This window comes from Halomonas sp. HL-93, from assembly GCF_900086985.1.
GTDB lineage: Bacteria > Pseudomonadota > Gammaproteobacteria > Pseudomonadales > Halomonadaceae > Vreelandella.
Genome location: NZ_LT593974.1, coordinates 1,780,029 through 1,802,373, shown reverse-complemented (window position 1 = coordinate 1,802,373; position 22,345 = coordinate 1,780,029). Strand labels below are relative to the sequence as shown.

The window sequence follows — 22,345 nt, the reverse complement described above, 5'->3', positions numbered from 1 at the left end:
GGACCCTTAAAATTCGATGCCGTCAATTTTGGCTACCGTCATAATATCCTTGTCACCGCGACCTGATAAATTGATGATGATATGTTGATCAGAACGCATGGTGGGTGCCAAAACCTTGGCATAGGCCAACGCGTGTGCGGTCTCAAGAGCAGGCATGATGCCTTCCATGTGGGTGAGCTCGCGGAAAGCCACCAACACATCGTTATCATTCGCCGCGACATAGTTTACCCGCCCGACGTCTTTCCAAAGGGCATGCTCGGGCCCCACCCCAGGGTAATCCAACCCGGCTGAAATCGAGTGAGTATCCGATACCTGCCCGGCTTCGTCCGACATCAGGTAAGTACGGTTTCCATGCAGTACACCGCGCGGCGCGTTAGACGACAACGGTGCCGCATGACGCCCTGTTTCAACTCCATCACCACCGGCTTCAACACCGTACATGGCGACATCATCGTCTTCCACAAAGGGATAGAACAGGCCAATGGCGTTGGAGCCACCACCCACGCAAGCGACCAGAGCATCCGGCAGTCGGCCGATCTGCTCCAGCGACTGGCGACGCGCCTCGCGACCCACTACCGCGTTGAAATCACGCACCAACTGCGGATAAGGATGAGGTCCCGCAACGGTCCCGATAATGTAGAACGTATTATCAACGTTGGTGACCCAGTCGCGCAGCGCTTCGTTCATGGCATCTTTTAGCGTGCGGGTGCCCGACTCAACCGGAATCACCCGCGCGCCAAGCAAGTGCATGCGATACACATTCAGTTTCTGACGCTCAACGTCCGCAGCCCCCATGTAAACATCGCACTCAAGGCCCAGGCGTGCCGCAACAGTAGCGGTTGCAACGCCGTGCTGCCCAGCGCCGGTTTCCGCAATGACTCTTGGTTTGCCCGTTTTTTTGGCCAGCAACGCTTGGCCAATCGTGTTATTTACCTTGTGAGCACCGGTATGGTTCAGGTCTTCGCGCTTCAGCCAAATTTGGGCCCCACCCAACGCCTGCGACCACCGCTCGGCGTGATAGAGCGGCGAGGGCCGCCCTACAAAATGGGCTAAATCACGGTCAAACTTGGCCTGAAAGTCGGGATCGTCACGTAGACTTAAATATGTCTTCTCCAACTCTTCCAAGGCAAAGCTCAGAGTTTCTGACACAAACCGGCCGCCATAGGGGCCAAAATGACCACGGGCATCCGGCATTTTAGTCAGTTCACTGAAACGTGTTTTCGGAACGGTTTCAGAAGCACCAGTTGCTGAGACAGTCACAGGAATACCTCACAAGATCGCCAGAACAGGCAAACAATAAATGAATTCACATTACGACGCAGCACACCGGCGAGGCGAACGGCGTAGCGAACTAACGGGCGTCGGCTAACGCTACTTGACGCACAAACGACGCCATTTTTCCGGCGTCCTTACAACCGCGAGAAGCTTCAATCCCGCCGGAAACATCAACCGCATAAGGCATCACTTGGTGCACTGCCTGCGCGACATTATCCGCCGTTAGCCCGCCTGCGAGAATAACAGGTTTTGCCAGCGTTGCGGGGATTCTCGACCAATCAAATGACTCGCCGGTGCCGCCCGGAGTTCCCGGTCGATAGGCATCTAACAGCAGCGCCTGGGCCTGGAAATAACGCTCGGCCTCAAGGGCAAGATCAATGGCATCGCGCATGCGTAGCGCCTTGATCCAGGGGCGGCCAAAACTGTCACAGAATTCGGGCGTTTCATCACCATGGAATTGCAGCAGGTCCAGGTGCGGCAGACACGCTTCGACCAACTCGGCAGACGGGTCGACAAAAAGCCCCACGCGGCTGACAAACGCGGGCACCTTTGCCGCAAGCACCGCCAACTGCTCAACGTTGATGCTGCGCGAACTTTGGGGCCACATCACAAAGCCCAGCGCATCCACGCCCAGCGCCACGGCATGGGCGACGTCTTCATGGCGGGTAAAACCACAAAATTTCACTCGCGTACGCGTCAAGGACCCAGCACTCATCACGGCGTCTCCTGGGGCTTTTTGGCAAAGGTCAGCTTTCGCCTGGCGGCCACGCGCGGGGTCTCGGGGAGCTCCCGCTCACCGGTCCACTCCCCGGAAAAGGCCATCAGGTTTGGCCCCAGCGGCTCTTTGGGCAGCGCAAACCGCTCATCGTAGATCGAGTCGACAAAGTGCAGCCCACAGGCAGGCGCGGTGACATCGCCCATCTTGCGATTCTTGAGCGCCAGCAGCCGCTCGATATAATCTTCGTCTTGAGCGCCCCGACCTACACTGGCCAAGGCCCCGGCAATATTGCGAATCATATGGTGCAAGAACGCATTGCCCTGGATATCGATCATGACCAGCGGGCCATAGCGTTTGACGTCAACAAAGTGCATCTGTCGCCACGGCGTTTTCGACTGGCATCCCGCTGCACGGAAACTGGAGAAATCATGCTCTCCCACCAGCGCCTGGGCGGCACGGTGCATGGCATCAGCATCCAGCGGGTCTCTGCACCAAGTGACATTATGCCGCTCCAGCACCGGGCGACTGATTTGATTCAGCAGCAGGTAACGGTAGCGACGCCCCAGCGCGCCCAGCCGCGAGTGAAAATCATCTGAAACCGGCTTGACCCAGCGTATCGATACATCGCGAGGCAGGTAAGTATTCGCGCCGAACACCCAGGCTTTTTCCGAGCGTTGGGCAGGCGGATCCAGATGAACAATCTGACGGGTAGCATGCACGCCGGAGTCAGTTCGCCCGCTGGCATGAATTTGCACCGGCGCACCGGCCACTTTGCTCAGCGCGTCTTCCACCGATGCCTGCACCGAAGCGGCGTGTTTTAACCGCTGAAAGCCACAAAAACGCGTGCCATCATATTCGATGGCCATCGCCAAGCGGCCGGTTAACGGTTGCGTCTCATCAAAATGGTAAAACAGCGTCATCGCCTCTTATCAACATTGCCGGGAGTGGAAGGCGCACTATTATCGCGAGGTGTGGGGGCAAATGCCACCTCTTCAATATCCCACTCTTCCTCACGGGCAGCAGGAGATGGCGTCGGTGCAGGCGCCTGGGTATCGAACTCAACGGAGGGTTGCATAGGCGTTTCCTCTCTAGGCGCATTGCTTGAGGCCAGCGTTGGCGGCTGATAATCGATGACCCATGCCCGCTCGTTATCGGCCGGCACCTGAGCCTCACCAGGCGAAGCGGCAGGCGTTTCCTCAATCGGCCGCATCCCCATCGCCGACAGCATGGCCGCCACCGTTAAAGGGTCAGCGGGAGGCGCCAGCCATAACGCAGGGTTGTGCCCGACAGGTAGCGCCTTTAGCGCCAAACGGCGCTCCTGGCCAATTTCAATCAGCCCGGCCGCCTGGGTATTGGCCATGGCTGCTCGGTCAAATGGCGCCTCATAAGCGGGATATGTCTCATCGATATTGCCGGCGGGTGACCGGCTGACCGCTTCGTCTGTTGCCGTTTTGTTCACTGGCTCGGCGGCCATTGTTGCGTCAGCTTGTGGGGGTGGCGTCGGCGACACCATGGAGGGGTCACGCCTAGGACTTACGTTACTTGCCGACGGCGTATGAGGTTGATTGGTGCCCGGCGCCGCCATAGCAGGCGGCGCTTCCCAGTGCTGGCGACGACGGCGCATTATCACCAACAGCGCTAACAGCAGAATCAACGCAATCATCGCTAGCCACCACTGATACTCGCTCAGCCGCTCCATAATGGATCGGCGCTCAGTTGCCGGGGCTGGCGAGGCGGATACCATTTGCTGCGAGGCGACGGTTTCGCTTAGCCGTTCCACTTCTTCGCGAAGCGTCGCTATTTCACGGCGCATGTCGTCGCGTTCTTGCTGCCATTGCAGCGCAAGCGCTGGCGCAACCGAGGGTGATGGTGCTCTTTGATTCGCGCCCTCTTGCTCCCCGCCAGCAAGCACATTGACGGCGCTCACCACCGTGGGCTCAATCGATTGCCCGTCATTTTGCCCAGTCGCGGGCGCGGAAGCCACCGCCTGATTTGTTGAAGTGCTCTCTGGCTCCGCCGACTCGTCCTCTTGCACTTCAGCAGACGATTCACTTTCGCCAGTGCCATCCACTTCGGGTAACGCCACCGGAACGGGGACGTTTTCATCGCGGCGTTGCCCCCCAGTGTTCATTTCACGAATGGTGGTAGCGGCCTGCTCCGCCGAGCGGGCCGTTACGCGATCATCGTCCGGCAGGTTGAGACGTTGGGCCGCGCGCATGGCGTGGATATTACCCGAAGGGAACACGCTGGGATTGGCTTCCAGCAATGCCAACATCATTTGCTGGACGCTTGCCTGCTCAGGCTTGGTGCGCGCGGCAACACTCCACAGCGTATCGCCGCTGCGTACATAAGCGTCCCCTTGGGCAACTTCACGGCTGGGTGGCTCAGCGGACGCGTCATCTTCGGCGATGGGTTGAGCAGGCGCACGCTCGGCAGGCTCATCGCGGGCGCCGTAATCGGGCGGGTCAAACAACAACGTCATTTCTCGAGTTTGCTGCCCATCGGGCGATGACACGGTTAACAGCAGGTCAAGCCACGGCGACGTCACCGGATCGTCGCTGGTGAGCACCACTACGGGTTGGCCTTGACGCTCTTGAATGTTGGCCTGAACGCGCCCCGCAAGCGATGTCCATTCAACACCTGCGTCCTCAAATGCACGTTGATCAGACACACTGATTTCAAGGTCTGAAGGCGAATACTCTGCGCTATCGACAAGTGGCAACGTGGCTTGAAGTGGCTCCTCTAAACGTGACTGCACCTCGGCGGGCCCAAGATCAAGCGCCCAGCCCAATGACCCCACCATGCTTAGCCAAAGCCCAACGGCCAGCGCGCCTACCTGTTTCATGGATGCCCCTGTTCCCAATCTGGCTTTTTTATATGCAACCTAACGCCTTATCGTGTTGCGGTCTCATACGTTTTTACCATAGTACCGCCCCTTTACGCACAAAAAACAAGCGCGCATAAAAAACGGGAAGCGTCTGATTCGCTCCCCGTTTTCGTCCGCTAAGGATGCGGAATTAGCCTTGGCGAGGCTTACTGCTCGCGCAGGATCGTCAGCATACGCTTAAGCGGTTCGGCCGCGCCCCACAGCAGCTGGTCGCCAACGCTGAACGCGGAGAGGTATTCACCGCCCATCGCCAGCTTGCGCAGACGGCCTACTGGAACTTGCAGTGTGCCCGTTGCCGCGGCGGGCGTTAGACCTTCGATGGTAGCGTCTTTGTCGTTGGGAATTACCTTGACCCACTCGTTATGCTTGGCGAGGCGGTCTTCGATTTCATCCAGCGGCACATCCTGCTTCAACTTGATAGTGAACGCCTGGCTGTGCGAGCGCATCGCGCCGATACGCACGCACAGGCCATCGATGGGAATCGGGTTGCTATCGAGACCTAAAATCTTGTTGGTCTCGACGCTGCCTTTCCACTCTTCGCGGCTCTGACCGTTCTCAAGCTTGGTGTCGATCCACGGCAGCAGACTACCCGCCAACGGTGCACCGAAGTTCTCGGTGGGGAAGTCGCCACCGCGCATGGCCGCCGTCACTTTGCGGTCGATATCCAGGATCGCGCTTGAGGTGTCTTTCAGCTCTTCGCCCACGCTGTCGCGCAGCGTGCCCATTTGATTAAGCAGCTCGCGCATATGCTTGGCACCGGAGCCCGAGGCCGCCTGATAGGTCATGGAGGTCATCCACTCGACCATATCGGCTTCAAACAGACCGCCCAGGCCCATCAGCATCAGGCTGACCGTGCAGTTGCCACCGACAAAGGTTTTGGCCCCTTTGGCCAGCTGCGCGTCGATCACCTTGCGATTGACCGGGTCCAGCACGATGGTCGCGTCATCTTCCATACGCAGCGTGCTGGCCGCATCGATCCAGTAGCCTTTCCAGCCAGCGGCGCGCAGGTCTTTATAGACGGGCTTAGTGTAGTCACCGCCCTGACAGGTTACGACGACATCCAGCGCCTTGAGCGCTTCGATATCAAAAGCATCTTTCAGCGGAGGCACGTCCACACCGATGTCGGGGCCGGGTTGGCCGACCTGGGAGGTGGTGAAGAACACCGGCTCGATGCCGTTGAAATCACCATCTTCCAGCATGCGCTGCATGAGCACCGAGCCCACCATGCCGCGCCATCCCACGAAACCGACTTTCAACATTATGAAGTCCTCCTGCAAAGAATGAGTGCCTGCATTATACACGATTCTTTATGGTGATTTTGACCACGATAAATCGTTCACTGCTTAGCAAACGCCGCCAGCACCGCATCGCCCATGGCGTCTGTGCCGATGGTTTGCATACCTTCAGAGGCTATGTCCGCAGTGCGTAGGCCGTCATCCAGCACACTGCCCACGGCCGCTTCGATACGCTCGGCCATGGCGTTTTCGCCCAGCGAGTAGCGCAGCATCATGGCCACCGAGAGCATCATAGCCAACGGGTTGGCGACGTTTTGCCCGGCGATATCCGGCGCGCTGCCGTGGCAAGGCTCGTACATGCCCTGGCCGCTCTCGTTAAGCGATGCGGACGGCAGCATGCCGATGGAGCCGGTGAGCATGGCGGCAGCATCGGAGAGGATATCGCCAAACATGTTGCCGGTGACCACCACATCAAATTGCTTCGGCGCCCGCACTAGCTGCATGGCGGCGTTGTCCACGTACATGTGCGATAGCTCAACATCAGGATATTCCGGTGCTAGGCGTTCCATGACTTCGCGCCACAAGATCGTCACTTCCAGCACGTTGGCTTTATCCACCGAGCACAGTTTCTTACCGCGCTTCTGAGCCATTTCAAACGCCACGCGGCCGATACGTTCGATCTCGCTTTCGGAATACACGTAGGTATTAAAGCCCACCCGCTCGCCGTTGCGCTCTTCGATGCCGCGCGGCTGGCCGAAGTAGATGCCGCCGGTCAGCTCGCGGACGATCATGATGTCCAGCCCAGCCACCAGTTCAGGCTTCAGGCTGGAGGCGCTGGCGAGCTGCGGGTAGAGCATCGCGGGCCGCAGGTTGCCGAACAGGCCCAGGTTTTTGCGCAGCCCCAGCAGGCCTTTTTCGGGCCGCTTGGAGAGGTCTTCGAGCTTGTCCCATTTGGGGCCACCCACCGCCCCCAGCAGAATGGCGCTGGCTGCCTTGGCCTTTTCCAGCGTTTGCTCCGGCAGCGGATCACCGTGGGCATCGTAGGCTGCGCCGCCGACCAGCGCTTCTTCGACGTCGATATCCAGTCCGGCTTCCTGGCAGGCTTTTAACAAGCGCGCCGCCTGGGCAGCAATCTCGGGGCCAATGCCGTCACCCGGTAGTAATAGAACCTTATGTGTCATGCAACGTCCTTAGCATTTATTTGAGCGGTGACTTACGCAGGCTGGCGAAACAGCCAGGGGCGCTGTTGGCGATGCTGTTCTTCAAAGGTGCGAATCGCATCTTCGTCTTTGAGCGTCAGGCCGATATCGTCCAGGCCTTCCAGCAGGCAATGCTTACGGAACGCATCCACTTCAAATTCAAGAATCTCACCTTTCTGCGTGATGATTCGTTGCTGTTCTAAATCGACATCCAGTTGGTAGCCTTCTTTGGCTTCCACTTCGTTGAATAAGCGGTCCACCGCTTCTTCCGAAAGCGTGATCAGCAACAAACCGTTTTTGAACGCGTTGTTATAGAAAATATCGGCGAAGCTGGGCGCAATCACCACCTTGAAGCCGAAATCTTCCAGCGCCCAAGGCGCGTGCTCGCGAGAGCTGCCGCAGCCAAAGTTACGCCGTGCGAGCAGCACTTCGGCGTTTTGATAACGCGGCTGATTCAAGACAAAATCAGGGTTCAGCGGTCGCTGCGAGCAGTCCTGGCCGGGCTGGCCTTCATCCAGGTAACGCAATTCGTCAAACAGATTGACGCCAAAGCCAGTGCGCTTGATCGACTTCAAAAACTGCTTCGGGATAATCAGATCGGTATCCACGTTGGCGCGGTCCAGCGGGGCCACCACGCCTTCAAAACGTTCAAACTTGTTCATGGCTTAGGCCTCCTGAGCGTGGGTGGCGTCGTTGGCGGGCAGGCTGCGCACATCGACAAAATGACCGGCAATCGCCGCCGCAGCCGCCATGGCCGGGCTTACCAAGTGGGTACGCCCGCCGTAGCCCTGGCGCCCCTCAAAGTTGCGGTTGGAAGTCGAAGCGCAGTGCTCGCCCGCACCCAGTTTATCGGCATTCATCGCCAGGCACATGGAGCAGCCTGGCTCGCGCCATTCAAAGCCTGCCTCGATAAATATCTTGTCGAGGCCTTCCTCTTCTGCCTGGCGCTTCACTAATCCAGAGCCCGGCACCACCATGGCGAGCTTGATCGAGTCGGCGATTTTCTTGCCCTTCGCCACCTTGGCGGCTTCGCGCAAATCTTCAATGCGCGCATTGGTGCAGGAACCAATGAAGATTTTATCCAGCTTGATATCGGTAATTTTCTGGTGAGCTTTGAGCCCCATGTACTCGAGTGCCCGGGTGTGGCTGCGCTGCACGGTTTCATCCGGTGCGGCGTCGGGGTCCGGCACCTGGCCGGAAATACCGGTAACCATTTCCGGGCTGGTGCCCCAGCTAACCTGGGGTTCGATGTCTTCAGCCTGGAGGGTGACGACGTTATCGAACACGGCGTCCGGGTCGGAGACCAGATTGCGCCAGTCCGCTACCGCTGCTTCCCACTGCTCGCCGGTGGGAGAATAGGGGCGGTTGCCGATGTAGTCGATGGTGGTGTCGTCCACGGCAATCATGCCGACCCGCGCGCCCGCTTCAATGGCCATGTTACACACGGTCATGCGGCCTTCCATGGACAACGACTCGATGGCGCTACCGGCAAACTCGATGGCATAACCGGTACCGCCCGCCGTGCCAATCTTGCCGATAATCGCCAGCACCACGTCTTTGGCGGTCACGCCGAGGCCCAACTCGCCTTCAACGCGCACCTGCATGTTCTTCATCTTCTGGGTCAGCAAACACTGGGTCGCGAGCACGTGCTCGACTTCAGACGTGCCGATACCGTGGGCCAACGCCCCGAAAGCGCCGTGGGTCGCGGTGTGGGAATCGCCGCACACCACCGTCATGCCTGGCAGCGTCGCGCCCTGCTCCGGCCCCACCACGTGAACGATGCCCTGGCGCGGGTCGTTGATGCCGAACTCGGTGATGCCGTATTCAAGGCAGTTATCATCCAGGGTTTGTACCTGGATCAACGACACCGGGTCTTTAATGCCGCTGTTGCCTTGTGCTCGCTCAATCAGCGTGGTCGGCACGTTGTGGTCGGTGGTCGCGAGGTTCGTGTCTAAACGCCACGGCTTGCGGTTCGCCAAACGCAGCCCCTCAAAGGCCTGTGGCGAGGTCACTTCGTGGAGCATGTGACGGTCGATATAAATCAACGCGGTACCATCATCGCGCTGCTTGACCAAATGCTGATTCCACAACTTATCGTAAAGGGTTTGACCTGACATGTGCTTCTCCCGGGCTAGGCCCTGCTAGTTCGTAGCGACAGCTTTTTTTGGCGCTGCTTTATATTGCGTGTCGTAGGAGTGTCACGCGGCTCGCAGATAAAAGCAATTCATGTTATTCATAGATTGGATTCCAACATGGAATACAAGATAATTTGCTTAGTGGATACGCGACGCGATGGACACCCAAAGTCTTCAAGCCTTTTTGGCCGTAGCCGACACACAAAGTTTCTCCCGCGCGGCGGAACAGCTGCATTTAACACAACCGGCGGTCAGCAAGCGCATTGCCACTTTAGAGTCTCAGGTAGACGCGCGGCTGTTTGATCGCATTGGCCGACGCATCGCGTTGACCGAAGCGGGCAGCCTGTTGCTGCCCCAGGCGAGGCAGATTCTGTTCACGGTGGAAGACAGCCGCCGGGCGCTCGCCAATTTATCCGGTCAGGTGGGCGGGCCGCTCACCCTGGCCACCAGCCACCATATTGGCCTGCACCGCTTGCCGCCGGTGTTAAAGCAGTATACCCAACGCCACCCGGAGGTAGCGCTGGACCTGCATTTTCTGGATTCGGAGCTGGCCTACCAGGGGGTGCGCGATGGTTCGCTGGAAATGGCCGTGGTGACGCTTGCGCCCCACCCCGTCGAGCAACTGCACGTGGTGGAACTATGGCGCGACCGACTGTGCTTCGTTTGCGCCAACGACCACCCTCTCGCCACCCAGGCTCAGCAAAGCACGCTGTCACTCGCCGACCTGTGCGAACACAACTGCGTGATGCCGGGGGCCAAGACCTTTACCGGCTCGCTGATCGCCCTGCGCTTTGAAGAAGCAGGCCTTGAGCTGCCGGTAAGCATGGCGACCAACTACCTGGAAACGCTCAAGATGATGTGCAGCGTGGGTCTTGGCTGGAGTCTGCTGCCCGAGAAGATGATCGACCACGAACTGGTGGAGCTCGACGTTGCCACTGCCCCACTCCACCGTCCGCTGGGCTATCTGGTTCATACCAGCCGCACGCTCTCCAACGCCGCAAGGCAGATGATCGAAGCGTTGGAAGCCACCAGAAAAATCTAACACGATAATTCAAAGCCTCACAAAAACGCCATTGGCAGTTCGCCCAACCAGCAGCATCAAGTCACTCACACTGATATTTTATAAATAAAAACAAGCCGTTTTTGCTTATCATCAGTACTTTCCACCAAGAACATAAGCGTTGACCGCATTAGATAAACATAAACCTCCCCACCTTTTTTGCTGACGATAATCCTTTGCAAGTTAACAATTTTGTTCAGTATTTACTTAACGATACTTCGATACACTGGCAAACATCGTTGCGCACAAACATGTGCCCATTAGTTTCCAGGGTAGGAATATCAACATGCACCGTCGCCATAACTCCCTACTGCCAATTTGCCTTCTGGCCTGTCTGACTACGGGTGTGGCGCAGGGCCAAACCGTGACTGATGCGCAACGCGAAGCGCTGGTTATCCAGGCACGCCAAGGGGAGCTGGCACCGTCAATTGATGGCCTGAAGACCCTCTACCACCAAACGCGCAATGCGCGTGTTCGCGAGGATTTAGTGGCACTGCTGGTGCGTGCCAATCGGCATCAGGAGGCGCTAGCCGTTTGCTCCTGGTGTGAAACAGAGAATCACAGTGACTCCGAACTTGCCAACCTGGGCACAGCGGCTCGTAGTGAGGGTGACTACGAACAGGCGTTGACGCTATTTCGGACACTTACCTATCGCGATCCGTCAAACGAACAGGGCTGGCTTGGCCAAGCCTTGGTACATACCGATATGGGCAGCTATACCCTGGCGGATATCGCCCTGCAACAATACAACCAAGTGGCTGGCACCACCAAAGCGGGGCTAGAGGCTAAAGGTTACTTGGCAGCGGGCACCGCGAATGCGATGCAAGAGCTGGATGCCCGCCAGGCACTGGTTGCGCAAGACCCAGGCAACACAAGTGAACTACAAGCGCTTTACCGACTGGCCGTTGGCCTTGGCGCCAGCTCAGCGGCGCGCCGCATCATGCAGTCGAACCCGGATGTATTCTCTGGAAGTGACCGGCTTTGGCTGACCTACTATGAAGGCGTGACGGATATACGCCTCGGCATTCACACGGATCAACCCTCAAGAACCCGTAACGGCCTGGAGCAGTTGAATAGCGTACTCAGTAGCCCAGACGCGCCTGAGGAGCTTGTTACCATTACGGAATACGACAAGGTAGTGGCCCTGGCCCAATTAAGGCGTTTTTCCGAAGCGGTAGCGCTCGCCGAAAAGCTTGAAAACCAGCATGGCCAGTTACCAAGCTATGTGGATCGCGCCAGAGCTCACGCCCTGAATGGCATGGGTCGTCCCAAAGAAGCCATCACCCTTTACGAACACCTTATACGACAGTCCCCCGAGCAGGCGACTGACCCCGATGATCCTCTCAATGAAGGGCTTTTTTACAGTTACTCCGATGCGCAACGTTTCCGGGACGCTGATCGCCTGTTGCAAGACTGGATCGCAAGCGAGCCCGAAAAGCGCCTGGACTTCACCAGAACCACGCAAGTAGACAACCCCAATTATCAAAAAGTGTTGCTGCTTAGCGTACTGCTCGACAGTTGGCGTGGCCGCACAGACGAGGCCAGCGAACGCCTGGCTGCTTATCAGAACCAGGCACCTGAGGATCCTTATCTGTGGTTGATGAAAGGCGATATCGAACGTGATCGAGGTTGGCCCAGAAAGGCCGAAGCATCTTTCCAGCAGGCCCTCCCTTTACTGCCCCCAGAACGACAGGACTCCGCCCGTCACGGCGTACTGCTTTCACGATTGCAGCGCGGTCAGTGGAAAGGCACCACCACCGACATCGCCCGAGAAATCGAAGACGCCCAGCCAAGCGTTACACGGGATGACCTAGAGCGGGAATGGCGCGAACTGCGCGCCCCTCAGTTAAGCACTTCCTTCGAGCGTAGCGAGGGGCAAGGAAGCGGCACTCAAGCATCACGTGAGTGGACCTATGAAGTTCTGTTTGAAGGGCCCCGCAACGCGAATGGCTCTCGCCCCTTCGCCCAACGGATCGGCCAGTTCGGCGAGTTTGATGACGAGAATCTTTATGCGTCTTACAACATGGCTGGCTACGAATGGAACCTGCATCCATCCACGGTCACCTTGGCCGCAGGCCATGGATCACAGCTTAACGAAGATTTCCTTGCGCTTGCTGAACTGCGCTATGCCGCCTCCGACCATATCACTGCCACGGTAGGTATTGAGCGCAATACCACCGATACCCCACTACGGGCGCTGCGCGATGATATCAACGCCGACCGTTATCGTGGTGAACTGGCTTACCGGCGCAACGAGCGTGGCGCAGGCGCCATCGGGTTTATGGCGACCGATTTTGATGACAGCAACCTGCGGCATTCTGTCTACGGCTACTGGAATCAGACGCTCTACCACCTGGATCGCTGGCAACTCAACGGCGAAGTGCAGATTTCCGCGTCACGCAATGATGAAGTTGACGCCAGCTATTTCAATCCGCGCCGCGATGCCAGCCTCGCGGGTGTGCTGACGCTCGATTACGAGACGCCGCTCGACTATCGCCAGTCCTTCATTCAGTCGTTTTCCCTCGGTTCAGGCCGCTACTGGCAGAAGAATTACGACACAGAGAATACCTGGTCGATCGGCTATCAACACAGCTGGGAGCTGACCCCTACCGTAAACTTCGAATATGGCATCACCCGCGAAAGAGCCGTCTACGACGGTGTTCCTGAGTATGACAACGTTATTTCAGCCGGCTTTGTATGGAGATTCCTATGACACTCTGGCGCATCATTGTGATGGGCGCAGTTATGATAGCAATGGTGGGTATTCAACAAGCCCAGGCAGCCCGGACGCCGAATGATTACGTGGTAATCAGTTACCACGATATTGTCGATACCAGCGTTACCCCCAACCTTGATATCTATCCCCAGACCATTACCCGCAACCGATTGGTCGAGCACTTCAATTTAATTGATGTCGGCGGCTATAACCCGGTGAGTCTGCAACAGATCATCGATGCCAAAGCAGGTAAGCAACCTCTGCCGGAAAAAGCCGTGCTGCTGACGTTCGATGACGGATATCGCAGCTTTTACGACATCGTCTTTCCATTACTCAAACTATATGGTTTTCCCGCCGTGCAGGCAGTGGTCGGCAGTTGGCTGGATGTACCTGAAGGTGGCCGGGTGCCCTACGGCAATACCACCCTGCCCCGTGAGCGTTTTTTGTCATGGGAACAGGTTAAAACCCTGGACGAATCACCGCTGGTGGAAATAGCCTCGCATTCCTACGACCTTCACTACGGGGTTGTCGGTAACCCCATGGGTAACGAGCAAGCCGCCGCCGTTACCAGCACTTGGAACGCACGCAACGGGTATGAAAGTGAAACGGCCTATATCGAGCGGGTACGCAGCGATATGGCACGGACACAGCAGCGTTTTCAGGAACAGATGGGGCGAAGCCCTAGGATCATGGTTTGGCCCTACGGTGCCTATAGCCAGGCAACGCTCGATATCGCCGCGGAATACGGCATGGACTACACCTTCAGTCTACTCAGCGCACCCAACCGTCTCAGCGACTCGATGCGTACCATGAACCGCTATCTCATCGATCAGGAAACCAGCCTGCAAACCATCGAAGAGATTCTCTCCAACCGAATATGGGAGCCAGAAAAGCTGCGCATTGTTCACGTTGACCTGGACTACGTGTATGACCCGGACCCTACCCAGCAGGCACAAAATCTCGACAGGCTGATCGAGCGCATTGCTGAGTACGGCGTTAGCACCGTTTATCTTCAGGCCTTTGCAGACCCTGATGGAGACGGCGTTGCCGATGCCCTCTACTTTCCTAACCGCCATTTACCGGTCAGGGCAGACCTTTTCAATCGCGTTGCGTGGCAGTTGAAGAAACGTGCCAATGTAAAAGTGTACGCCTGGATGCCGGTGCTGTCCTTTGACCTGGGGAGCGGCCACCGGTATGTCACCGATGTAACAACCGGGCGCGAGTCCCCCGATCACTACTTGCGCCTATCGCCTTATGTAGAAAGCAACCGTCGTATAATCCGTGAAATTTATCAGGATCTCGGTCGGCTGACCAAATTCGACGGCCTGCTCTTCCACGATGACGCCTTCTTTACTGACTTTGAAGACGCCAACCCAGAAGCCCTAGCCGCCTATGAGCGCGCTTCGTTACCGGGGGATATCAACGCAATACGCAACGACGATGACTTGATGTCGACCTGGGCTCGCTTCAAGACAGAGTATCTCACCGATTTCACGCTGGAGCTGGAGCAGGCCGCTAACTACTATCGCCAAGCCGACAACGTGGTCTTTACCACCGCTCGCAACCTCTATGCCAAGACGGTGATGGAGCCGAGTAGCCAGCAATGGTTTGCTCAAGATCCCAGGGACTTCGCCACCGGCTACGACTATGTGGCCGTCATGGCCATGCCTTATATGGAAGAAGCCGAGAACCCCGATGCGTGGTTAAGAAGCCTTGCCCAGCGCTCGCTTTCGCAGGTAAGCGCCGACCAGCTGGTCTTCGAGCTTCAGGCGCAGAACTGGCACACCCAGACACCCATTCCCAGCGAGGAGATAGCGCAATGGGTTCGCGTACTCCGCGAAGAAGGCATCAAGCACATTGGTTACTACCCTGATGATTTTCACCAGAATCATCCTGATATCAATACCATGAGACCCGTCTTTTCCATAGGACGCCGGTTCAGGGCCATCCAATGAACCTACTAGATTACCTAGCCATCTTTACCCTCGGCTACCCAAGCTTGATGGCCACTATATGGATCTGCGGCGGCCTTTACTTCTATTGGCACTGGGAACTCAAGCAGCCCTGGCCAGCGACATTCGAGTGGGACGAAACTGCCCCCACCGTCACGGTTCTCCTGCCCTGTTATAACGAGGAAGCGAATGTAGAAGAGACGATTCATCACCTCTTCAAGCAGAACTATCCGCATATGGAGGTCATCGCCATTAATGATGGCAGCCTCGATGATACCGCCGATCGATTAAATGGGTTATCGCTAATATACCCAGCGTTAACGGTGCTACACCAAGCCAATGAAGGTAAGGCAAGCGCCATGAACCATGGCTTGAGCAAGGCCAATGGCGAGATTATTGTCGGGATCGATGGTGACGCCATTCTCGACTACGACGCCATTGGCTATATGGTAGGCCACTTCATTAGCAGCCCTAACGTCAGCGGCGTGACCGGCAATCCCCGTGTGAGGACCCGCTCGACTGCCATTGGTAAAATTCAAACCGGCGAGTTTTCCGCCATTATCGGCCTGATCAAACGCGCCCAGCGCATCTATGGAATGGTGTTCACCGTTTCCGGCGTTATCTGCGCCTTTCGGCGTAAGGCGCTGGAAGAAATTGGTGGCTGGAATACCGACATGGTCACTGAAGATATTGACGTTAGCTGGCGGCTACAGCTAGCAGGCGGGCAAGTGCGCTACGAGCCCAGAGCCCTCTGCTGGGTGCTGATGCCCGAGACATTGCGGGGGTTGTTCAAGCAGCGGTTACGGTGGGCTCAAGGGGGAGGCGAAGTTTTTCTACGCTACTTCCCTCAGACGATTCGCTGGGCTAATCGTCGGTTTTGGCTGCTCACGCTGGAATACATCATAAGCGTCATGTGGTGCTACTCAGTCATTACCCTATTGCTCGTGTGGCTGGTTTCTCAGCTTGTCGCACCCACTGCATGGCCGATCACGGCCCATCTGCTTTCCTATTTCGGCAGCATCCTGGTCGCCCTTAGCTTTATCCAATTTACCGTCAGTTTTCATATTGATAGCCGTTACGACAAAGAGATATTCCGCTGCATTTACTGGATGATCTGGTACCCCTTCGCCTACTGGATTCTCAACATGACCACCGTTGTTATCGCCTTCCCCAAAGCCCTACTGCGGCAAAAGGGAAGGCAAGCCACATGGACCAGCCCTGACAGAGGAGAGCATTTTAATGAACAATAAACTAGTGCCTGTCATCATCGCCAGACCCAACCAAAAAGGCTGGGGATACCGTTCCCGTGATAGCCTTTTCGCCCTTGCTGCCTTCGCACTATGGACACTGGTGATGGCGAAACTTTTTTTATTTTTTATTATCGATGATGCCGCTCTGGAACACCTATATGAGTCCATCATGATCAAGGTGGTGTTGGTGGGTTTTATTGTCACCTTCCTAACATTCCACTGCTGGGCGCTTTATAACAAACGCCTGTACTCCAGCTATCTAAGACGCCAGCTGCACACCCCTCAGCAGATAACGCCTGAGGTACCTAATAAAGTAGATCATCAAGTTGAGAGCGAGCCTATTATGCAAACGCAGGCAAACGCCAAAACGACCAGCCAAATGACAAATTAGCGCCCTCATCAACGCATCCATTTAGGCCACCGCTAGGCCTGAATGGATGCGCCGCCTTACAGCGAACCTGCCCTATACTTACGTAAAGCGTCATATATAAAGCACGCATAAATGCGCGATCCCCTGCTCACTTTTAATCGCCAAAAGAAGCCTGGTAGTTCACCTTCAGCAGGGAATCGTCCTGCCCCATGGACATCAGAAAAATACCAATTTTGCGGTTACCCTCGATCCAGGACACGTTTGCTTTTCGCATGATGCCTGCCTTGGTGGTTTCGGAATCGACCTCTTCACCAAATCGCTCGCGCAGGTCTTCCGTTAGCGCATCCACCAGCTCCATATTGGTATCGAAATCCTGCGCGTCATCCAACTTGAAGGTGACTTGGGTAAGCTGGCCATTCATAAAGTAAAACTGCTGGGTAAATGACTCGCCCGCGAGCTCCACGTCATCCTTGCGCACTTCTTCTACCGCAGTGGTGGCCAAGCGGCCGCCATCCTCAATGCGGTAGGCGTCATCCACATCGCGCAATACTTCTTTTACCGTCATTCCCGCAGTGGTTGGCCCCCATAACTCCGCTGACCATGCAGCATTGGGTAGAAGCAGCAAAAGTAAGATACCCGCCGTGACCTTACGCATTCGAGATTCTCCTTTGGTTTTTATGTTTTTAAGAAGCTGACCCGATACCAGAGCCTCCGCACTTGTTCTTGAAAACCTGTGCCAGGCGCTCGACACCGGGGCCGATGGCCTCGACGTCCGCGAAAATCAGGTAAAAATCGGCCAGCCGCTCGCCACCACGCAATGGCAAAGGCCTGAGAACACCCGCATCCAGCTCGGGACGTATTTTGTCCGTGGCCAGCCAGGCAAAGCCATACCCGCGGGAAACCGCACCGATCAACGTCGCCATGTTGGTAACCGTCCATCGTTTGGACACATCCACCGTGTGGGTTTTGTCGCTGCGTCTGACGGAGGTATCTCGCACGACAATATGCCGCTGTGTACGCAGGTCACGTACTGACAGCTCACGACCAAGCTGATGCAGAGGGTGATCAGGGTGTGCAACCGGGACAATGGTTGCCCCTCGCAATAGGACCTCACCGCTATACCCCGGCGGTATCCGGGGTAAGATCGCCAAGTCCACCTTGCCCTGCAGCAATAGCTCCGCGCCACCGTCAATAACGGTTTCGTACAGACTGATCCGGGTCTGGGGACTGATATCACCGAATTCATCAAGGCAACCCAGCGTTAACCAAGTCGGGAACAGCACCTCCACCGCTATCGCAATCTCGCTCTCCCAGCCAGCGGATGCTCTGCCCGCCGCCCGCTCCATTCCCAGGGAATCTTCCAACAACTGGCGCGCTCGCTGGTACAGCATCTGCCCAACGGGTGTGAGCACGGCTTTTCGTCCCTGCATGGAGAACACTTTTACATCCAGTACATGCTCCAGCCTTTGTACCGCATAGGTAATCGACGACTGGCTCTTGTGCAGTGCTTCGGCGGCCTGCACGTAGCCGCCAGCGTCAACAACAGCAACCAGACTGCGCCATTGCTCCAAGCTGATGTGCGGGGTAGAGATCGGGTCGGACGCCATATATCAAACCATTCGATGGGTTTAAGTAATTTTTTACATTTTTATATCTAACTATTCAATGCTCAAATAACACCTATCGAACATCATCTTATTGGGGATTACACCATGAGCACCTTACTGAAAATCCAGAGCAGCATCTTTAATAACCATGGGCAGTCATCCGCCCTCGCCACTCGTTTCACCGACGAATGGCTGACGAAAAACCCGGACGGCCAGGTCGTCACCCGCGACCTGACCAAAGACCCGGTTCCACACCTCACCCTGGACAGTTTCCAGGCATTCATTACCAGTCCGGATGAAATGACCGAAGAACAACACCAAGTCGTTGCCTACTCGGATGCGTTAATTGAAGAGGTGAAAAATGCCGATGTAATCGTGCTTGGCGTGCCAATGTACAACTTCAATGTGCCGTCCGTGCTACATGCCTATTTCGACCACATCGCACGCGCTGGCGTCACATTCCGCTACACAGAAAACGGCCCCGAAGGGCTGATTACCGGCAAGAAAGCCTACGTCTTCATCAGCCGTGGCGGGATCTACGGCGAGGATCACTCCCAAACCCGCTTCCTTCGCGAAATTCTGGGATTCATAGGCATTACGGATGTCGAGTTCGTCCACGCCGAAGGCCTGGCTTTGAACGACAGTCACAAGGCCGAAAGCCTCACCGCTGCAGAGAACTGCATCGGCCATTTGCTGAGCGCCTGAAACGAAGTGTAAGGCGCTATTTTGGAGTGGCTTGTTATGCGGGTAATTCTACAGTTTGCCAATTTTAGCGATTCGCATATGAATCCGTAGCACTCAGCCATTGACAATCAGTCCGCCTTCGCGAAATGCACGAGTTGATCTGCAAGGGCCTTTTTAAATGCAGGGCGCCCTGTGATCCGTGCCACATAACGTTCTGTCACCGGTCGATTTCCGAAAGAGCGAATTTTCTCAACACGCAGGACATCGGCCAGCAGCAGATCTGCGACAGTAAAGCGGTCGGCCACAAGCCATTCCCTGTCTTTCAGGATGCTCTCAATGTGATCGAGGCGACTTTCCATCCAGCCGGTAAGATGGTTCTCTTTTGCACCGGACACTTCCAGAAACCACCAGGGAACTGTCATCATCTCGATCGAATTAAGCGCGCTAATCGTCCATTGCAGCGTTTGAGCTTCCCCGACTGGATCGCGCGGTAGCAGTTTTTCGCTTTTTCGGGCGAGATGTAGCAGCCCCGCACCACTTTCGAATATCTCAAGCTCGCCATCGCTCAGGAATGGGACTTGACCAAATGGTTGACGCGCCAAATGATCAGGACCGCGGTCCTTGAAAGGAACGGTACGCACGGTATAGCCAAGCCCAGCTTCCTCGCACGCCCACCTCAGCCGTATGTCGCGCACAAAACCACGGGGGCCTTCCGGCACCCAATCATAGGTCCAAACAATTAACTCACTCATCGCCCTTTCGTCCAGAACCAGTGGGATACTCGATAAGCCTGCAAGGAATGAACCCCCTTGTGATTCAGAAAAGGGGTAGACATACCATGCGCCGAAGAGTCACGATCGACGGCCGCCGCCAGATCACTGCGGATCGCCTTCCTGGTTCCGGGCGAATCAGAAAAGGCTTGAGGTATGACCTCTTCACGTAACGCCCGCCAAGTAGCGTCTTCGACCTGGATGTGATTTGACCTCCTGAGTGACACTACTGGTCTACTGGTAAAAGCGGATTTATAGAATCGTTAGGGCTCACCTCTCCGTCAGCGCAAGCTGTGCGCCAAGGTCTGCGAAAGCCGCCGCTTTGCTTGGAATTGCTAAAGCCTGCCCGAAAATCACTCATGCTGTAATACATTGATGAGCTTCCCAAAAGGATCACGGATATAGAATCTGCGAACGCCCCAAGGCTCGCTTACTGGCCCGTACTCAACCTCAATATTGTGGTTCTTCACTGTCTCCAAAACTGCTTCAAGGCTGTCAACTTCTATAGACACATCAGGAACCGGGGTACCAGATCCGCCCTGCGAAGCCACGCTTAACTGCGTGGTCATTTTCTCGCCTGAGCTATAGGTTCTTAACCACCCATGATCCATTACCACGTCTAGTCCGAAAACGGCAGAATAAAACTTCTCCGCGTCTTCAGGGTTGGACGCTGCAATGTTCAATACTATACGTTTTACCGTCATTCCCCCTCCCGAAGCAGGCTTCATCTAGCTCTAACGCCAGTAGTAATGGGCGGAAACGGAGCGCAGCGTAGTTGGCGCCCCGTTTACCACATGGTTAAGAGGCGATCTGCTTCCACATGACATCAACCGTCTCGCCCCTATATTCGCATCGCTCCAAATGACACCAGCCAAGGTTTTCATAAAGTTTCGAGGCGAACTCGGTGTAGAGATACCAGACATTAGCATTTGAGCGGACTGCCTCATCTTCGCACCGAGCAATCAATTTGGTTGCTATTCCTTGATGCCGGAAGCCCTCTTTTACATAAACAGCTGCCAACCAAGGGGATAAATCCAGCTTAGTGTCCATATCGTTCTGTACTAGCGCAGCTGAACCAATAAGCTGACTCCCTGACGTGGCAATAAAGATTGAAGGAATACCCCCTCGCCCCGCAGCTTTAGCGATTGCTTCGGCTCGCCCTTCCAGAGTAAGCGACGGATTAAGATGCTGCCACTCTGCGTGGTGAAGCTCCGCTAACTCGGCGATGAACTCCTTCTTATCAGCCAGAGGAAGGATTTCCACAGTCTTTGCCTCTTAACGCTAGGGCTGAGCCGCGGCCATTAGGGCGTCGGCTCGAGCCCATTGTGGGGCCACAGTGACACCTAGTTATCCCAAGCTGACACCGGCGACATCAATAGACTTGATAGAGCGCTCTCAAACTCAGGGTGTCTATGTTCGTGCTTTTGCCGGGTACATGAGTGTGCTATACGTAGCTCGTATCTTGCAGTTGGTGTCCTCGATTGCCCTGCCGATGTTATGCGGTAGCCAATAATAGTCGTATAAGAACGCAAGAACCGAGGTGAACGATGCGCCCGCTTTTCCTGTTGCCAACGCCTATCTCTGGGAAGACAAGCCGAGATTTCTTACGGCTGGGCCGGCCAACGGCAAGACTTGAGCCGTACCGCACCTCAGTCGACGCATTGCGATGATCCGCCTCTGGTTCGAGTTCCACCCCCTGTTGATCCTGCTGTTCCTGCTGATTCTATTTCTAGCTTCCGGAGCTTTGATCCACTGGCTCCAGTTTCATTCTTCACTCAGCACTCGCCTCAAGGGTAGCGCTCTAGGCTTGCCGACCTTCGTGGCCGTTTCGACCTTGTTTGCGCTGTTCGCGTCCTTCCTGCTCGCTGACACCATGGCCCGGAAAGATCGAGCGTCCCAAGCCGTGCAAACCGAAAGTGCGGCGATCTTCGGCCTCGGCGTCGCCAGTGAAACGACAATAGACAGCGAAGGAAGGATCCGCGCGGCAATTCTCGACTACGCTGACTCGGTGGTGGAAGACGAATGGCCGCGCCTGCTTCAGGAAAGCGGCAGCAGCAGGACGGAAAAAGCGCTGCTAGAACTGTTGCGCGCCGTTCGAGACGCCGCGAATGATGAGGGCTACTCGGCCACGGCCCATGGTCAGATGCTGGCGCTGGCACAAGATATTGTCGACGCGCGGACAGATCGCATCGCCGTTGTGGCCAATCATTACCAGAAATTCTCGTGGAGTGCCTTGTTCCTGCTCGGCTTCCTGACGCAATTTGTGATGGGCATGGGATTCCTCGATCGGGCGTCTTCGAACCGGCACGCGATTGTCGTCTTCAGCCTCGCTGCGGTCGTCGCCCTATGGCTGATTGCCATTCAGGATAACCCCTTCCGGGGAGCGGTCCAGGTCTCACCCGAGGCCATCGAACAGGCGGTGAGCACCTGGCGCGATTGAGTCCGATTAGAAACCGGCATTCGGCAGGCGGGCGAATTCATGACAAC

At 56.2% G+C, this 22,345-nt stretch carries 21 protein-coding genes; 7 read left to right on the top strand and 14 right to left on the bottom strand.

Features of this window, described 5'->3' with window-relative positions:
- Nucleotides 1–6 precede the first annotated feature (6 nt).
- The 8 genes from trpB to leuC all read right to left on the bottom strand — a co-directional run bounded on the left by trpB (nt 7) and on the right by leuC (nt 9,431).
- Nucleotides 7–1,260: a tryptophan synthase subunit beta gene (trpB, locus tag GA0071314_RS08280; RefSeq protein WP_441316758.1), complete on the bottom strand. Its 1,254-nt coding sequence runs from the start codon at nt 1,258–1,260 to the stop codon at nt 7–9.
- A 91-nt stretch (nt 1,261–1,351) separates the two neighbouring features.
- Entirely contained in the window at nt 1,352–1,990 is a 639-nt protein-coding gene (locus GA0071314_RS08275; RefSeq protein ID WP_074396194.1) for a phosphoribosylanthranilate isomerase, read from the bottom strand.
- A complete protein-coding gene (truA, locus tag GA0071314_RS08270; protein WP_074396193.1) occupies nt 1,990–2,913 on the bottom strand; it encodes a tRNA pseudouridine(38-40) synthase TruA in 924 nt (307 codons plus the stop codon). Before truA ends, GA0071314_RS08275 begins: the two co-directional genes overlap by 1 nt.
- Nucleotides 2,910–4,838 (bottom strand): type IV pilus assembly protein FimV, encoded by a 1,929-nt coding sequence (locus GA0071314_RS08265; protein ID WP_074396192.1) that lies wholly within the window; start codon nt 4,836–4,838, stop codon nt 2,910–2,912. Before GA0071314_RS08265 ends, truA begins: the two co-directional genes overlap by 4 nt.
- A gap of 188 nt (nt 4,839–5,026) precedes the next feature.
- Entirely contained in the window at nt 5,027–6,139 is a 1,113-nt protein-coding gene (asd, locus tag GA0071314_RS08260) for an aspartate-semialdehyde dehydrogenase (protein WP_074396191.1), read from the bottom strand.
- Nucleotides 6,140–6,216: 77 nt separating this feature from the next.
- Complete coding sequence (gene leuB / locus GA0071314_RS08255) at nt 6,217–7,296, bottom strand: 3-isopropylmalate dehydrogenase (RefSeq protein ID WP_074396190.1); 1,080 nt, start codon at nt 7,294–7,296, stop codon at nt 6,217–6,219.
- A 32-nt stretch (nt 7,297–7,328) separates the two neighbouring features.
- Entirely contained in the window at nt 7,329–7,976 is a 648-nt protein-coding gene (leuD, locus tag GA0071314_RS08250; RefSeq protein ID WP_074396189.1) for a 3-isopropylmalate dehydratase small subunit, read from the bottom strand.
- A gap of 3 nt (nt 7,977–7,979) precedes the next feature.
- Nucleotides 7,980–9,431: a 3-isopropylmalate dehydratase large subunit gene (leuC, locus tag GA0071314_RS08245; RefSeq protein ID WP_074396188.1), complete on the bottom strand. Its 1,452-nt coding sequence runs from the start codon at nt 9,429–9,431 to the stop codon at nt 7,980–7,982.
- A 175-nt stretch (nt 9,432–9,606) separates the two neighbouring features.
- On the opposite strand from leuC, the gene GA0071314_RS08240 reads away from it, so the two are divergent.
- From GA0071314_RS08240 to GA0071314_RS08220, 5 genes are all read left to right on the top strand, one after another.
- Complete coding sequence (locus tag GA0071314_RS08240) at nt 9,607–10,491, top strand: LysR family transcriptional regulator (protein WP_074396187.1); 885 nt, start codon at nt 9,607–9,609, stop codon at nt 10,489–10,491.
- A gap of 304 nt (nt 10,492–10,795) precedes the next feature.
- On the top strand, nt 10,796–13,222 hold the full coding sequence (pgaA, locus tag GA0071314_RS08235; RefSeq protein ID WP_074396186.1) for a poly-beta-1,6 N-acetyl-D-glucosamine export porin PgaA: 2,427 nt from the start codon (nt 10,796–10,798) through the stop codon (nt 13,220–13,222).
- Nucleotides 13,219–15,180, top strand: a complete 1,962-nt coding sequence (gene pgaB / locus GA0071314_RS08230) for a poly-beta-1,6-N-acetyl-D-glucosamine N-deacetylase PgaB (RefSeq protein ID WP_074396185.1) — start codon at nt 13,219–13,221, stop codon at nt 15,178–15,180. The genes pgaA and pgaB overlap by 4 nt, the downstream gene beginning before the upstream one ends.
- Nucleotides 15,177–16,427 carry a poly-beta-1,6-N-acetyl-D-glucosamine synthase gene (pgaC, locus tag GA0071314_RS08225; RefSeq protein ID WP_074396184.1) on the top strand — a complete coding sequence of 417 codons (1,251 nt, stop codon included), beginning with the start codon at nt 15,177–15,179 and terminating at the stop codon, nt 16,425–16,427. The genes pgaB and pgaC overlap by 4 nt, the downstream gene beginning before the upstream one ends.
- A complete protein-coding gene (locus tag GA0071314_RS08220; RefSeq protein ID WP_074396183.1) occupies nt 16,417–16,818 on the top strand; it encodes a hypothetical protein in 402 nt (133 codons plus the stop codon). The genes pgaC and GA0071314_RS08220 overlap by 11 nt, the downstream gene beginning before the upstream one ends.
- 133 nt (nt 16,819–16,951) lie before the next feature.
- Here the strand turns inward: GA0071314_RS08220 and GA0071314_RS08215 are convergent, their stop codons facing one another.
- Complete coding sequence (locus tag GA0071314_RS08215; RefSeq protein ID WP_074396182.1) at nt 16,952–17,452, bottom strand: hypothetical protein; 501 nt, start codon at nt 17,450–17,452, stop codon at nt 16,952–16,954.
- Nucleotides 17,453–17,480: 28 nt separating this feature from the next.
- Nucleotides 17,481–18,404 carry a LysR family transcriptional regulator gene (locus GA0071314_RS08210; protein WP_074396181.1) on the bottom strand — a complete coding sequence of 308 codons (924 nt, stop codon included), beginning with the start codon at nt 18,402–18,404 and terminating at the stop codon, nt 17,481–17,483.
- Nucleotides 18,405–18,509: 105 nt separating this feature from the next.
- On the opposite strand from GA0071314_RS08210, the gene GA0071314_RS08205 reads away from it, so the two are divergent.
- Nucleotides 18,510–19,109: an FMN-dependent NADH-azoreductase gene (locus GA0071314_RS08205; protein ID WP_074396180.1), complete on the top strand. Its 600-nt coding sequence runs from the start codon at nt 18,510–18,512 to the stop codon at nt 19,107–19,109.
- A 107-nt stretch (nt 19,110–19,216) separates the two neighbouring features.
- Here the strand turns inward: GA0071314_RS08205 and GA0071314_RS08200 are convergent, their stop codons facing one another.
- The 4 genes from GA0071314_RS08200 to GA0071314_RS08185 form a co-directional block, all read right to left on the bottom strand.
- A complete protein-coding gene (locus tag GA0071314_RS08200) occupies nt 19,217–19,840 on the bottom strand; it encodes a glutathione S-transferase family protein (protein WP_074396179.1) in 624 nt (207 codons plus the stop codon).
- A complete protein-coding gene (locus GA0071314_RS19970) occupies nt 19,837–20,085 on the bottom strand; it encodes a serine O-acetyltransferase (RefSeq protein ID WP_074396178.1) in 249 nt (82 codons plus the stop codon). The genes GA0071314_RS08200 and GA0071314_RS19970 overlap by 4 nt, the downstream gene beginning before the upstream one ends.
- Before the next feature lie 126 nt (nt 20,086–20,211).
- The gene (locus GA0071314_RS08190; RefSeq protein ID WP_074396177.1) at nt 20,212–20,562 is read right to left on the bottom strand and encodes a VOC family protein; all 351 of its coding nucleotides are present in this window, start codon (nt 20,560–20,562) and stop codon (nt 20,212–20,214) included.
- Nucleotides 20,563–20,656: 94 nt separating this feature from the next.
- A complete protein-coding gene (locus GA0071314_RS08185; protein ID WP_074396176.1) occupies nt 20,657–21,121 on the bottom strand; it encodes a GNAT family N-acetyltransferase in 465 nt (154 codons plus the stop codon).
- Between the two features lie 403 nt (nt 21,122–21,524).
- Between GA0071314_RS08185 and GA0071314_RS08180 the strand changes: the two genes are divergently transcribed.
- A complete protein-coding gene (locus GA0071314_RS08180; RefSeq protein ID WP_074396175.1) occupies nt 21,525–22,298 on the top strand; it encodes a bestrophin-like domain in 774 nt (257 codons plus the stop codon).
- The last annotated feature ends 47 nt before the right edge of the window (nt 22,299–22,345 follow it).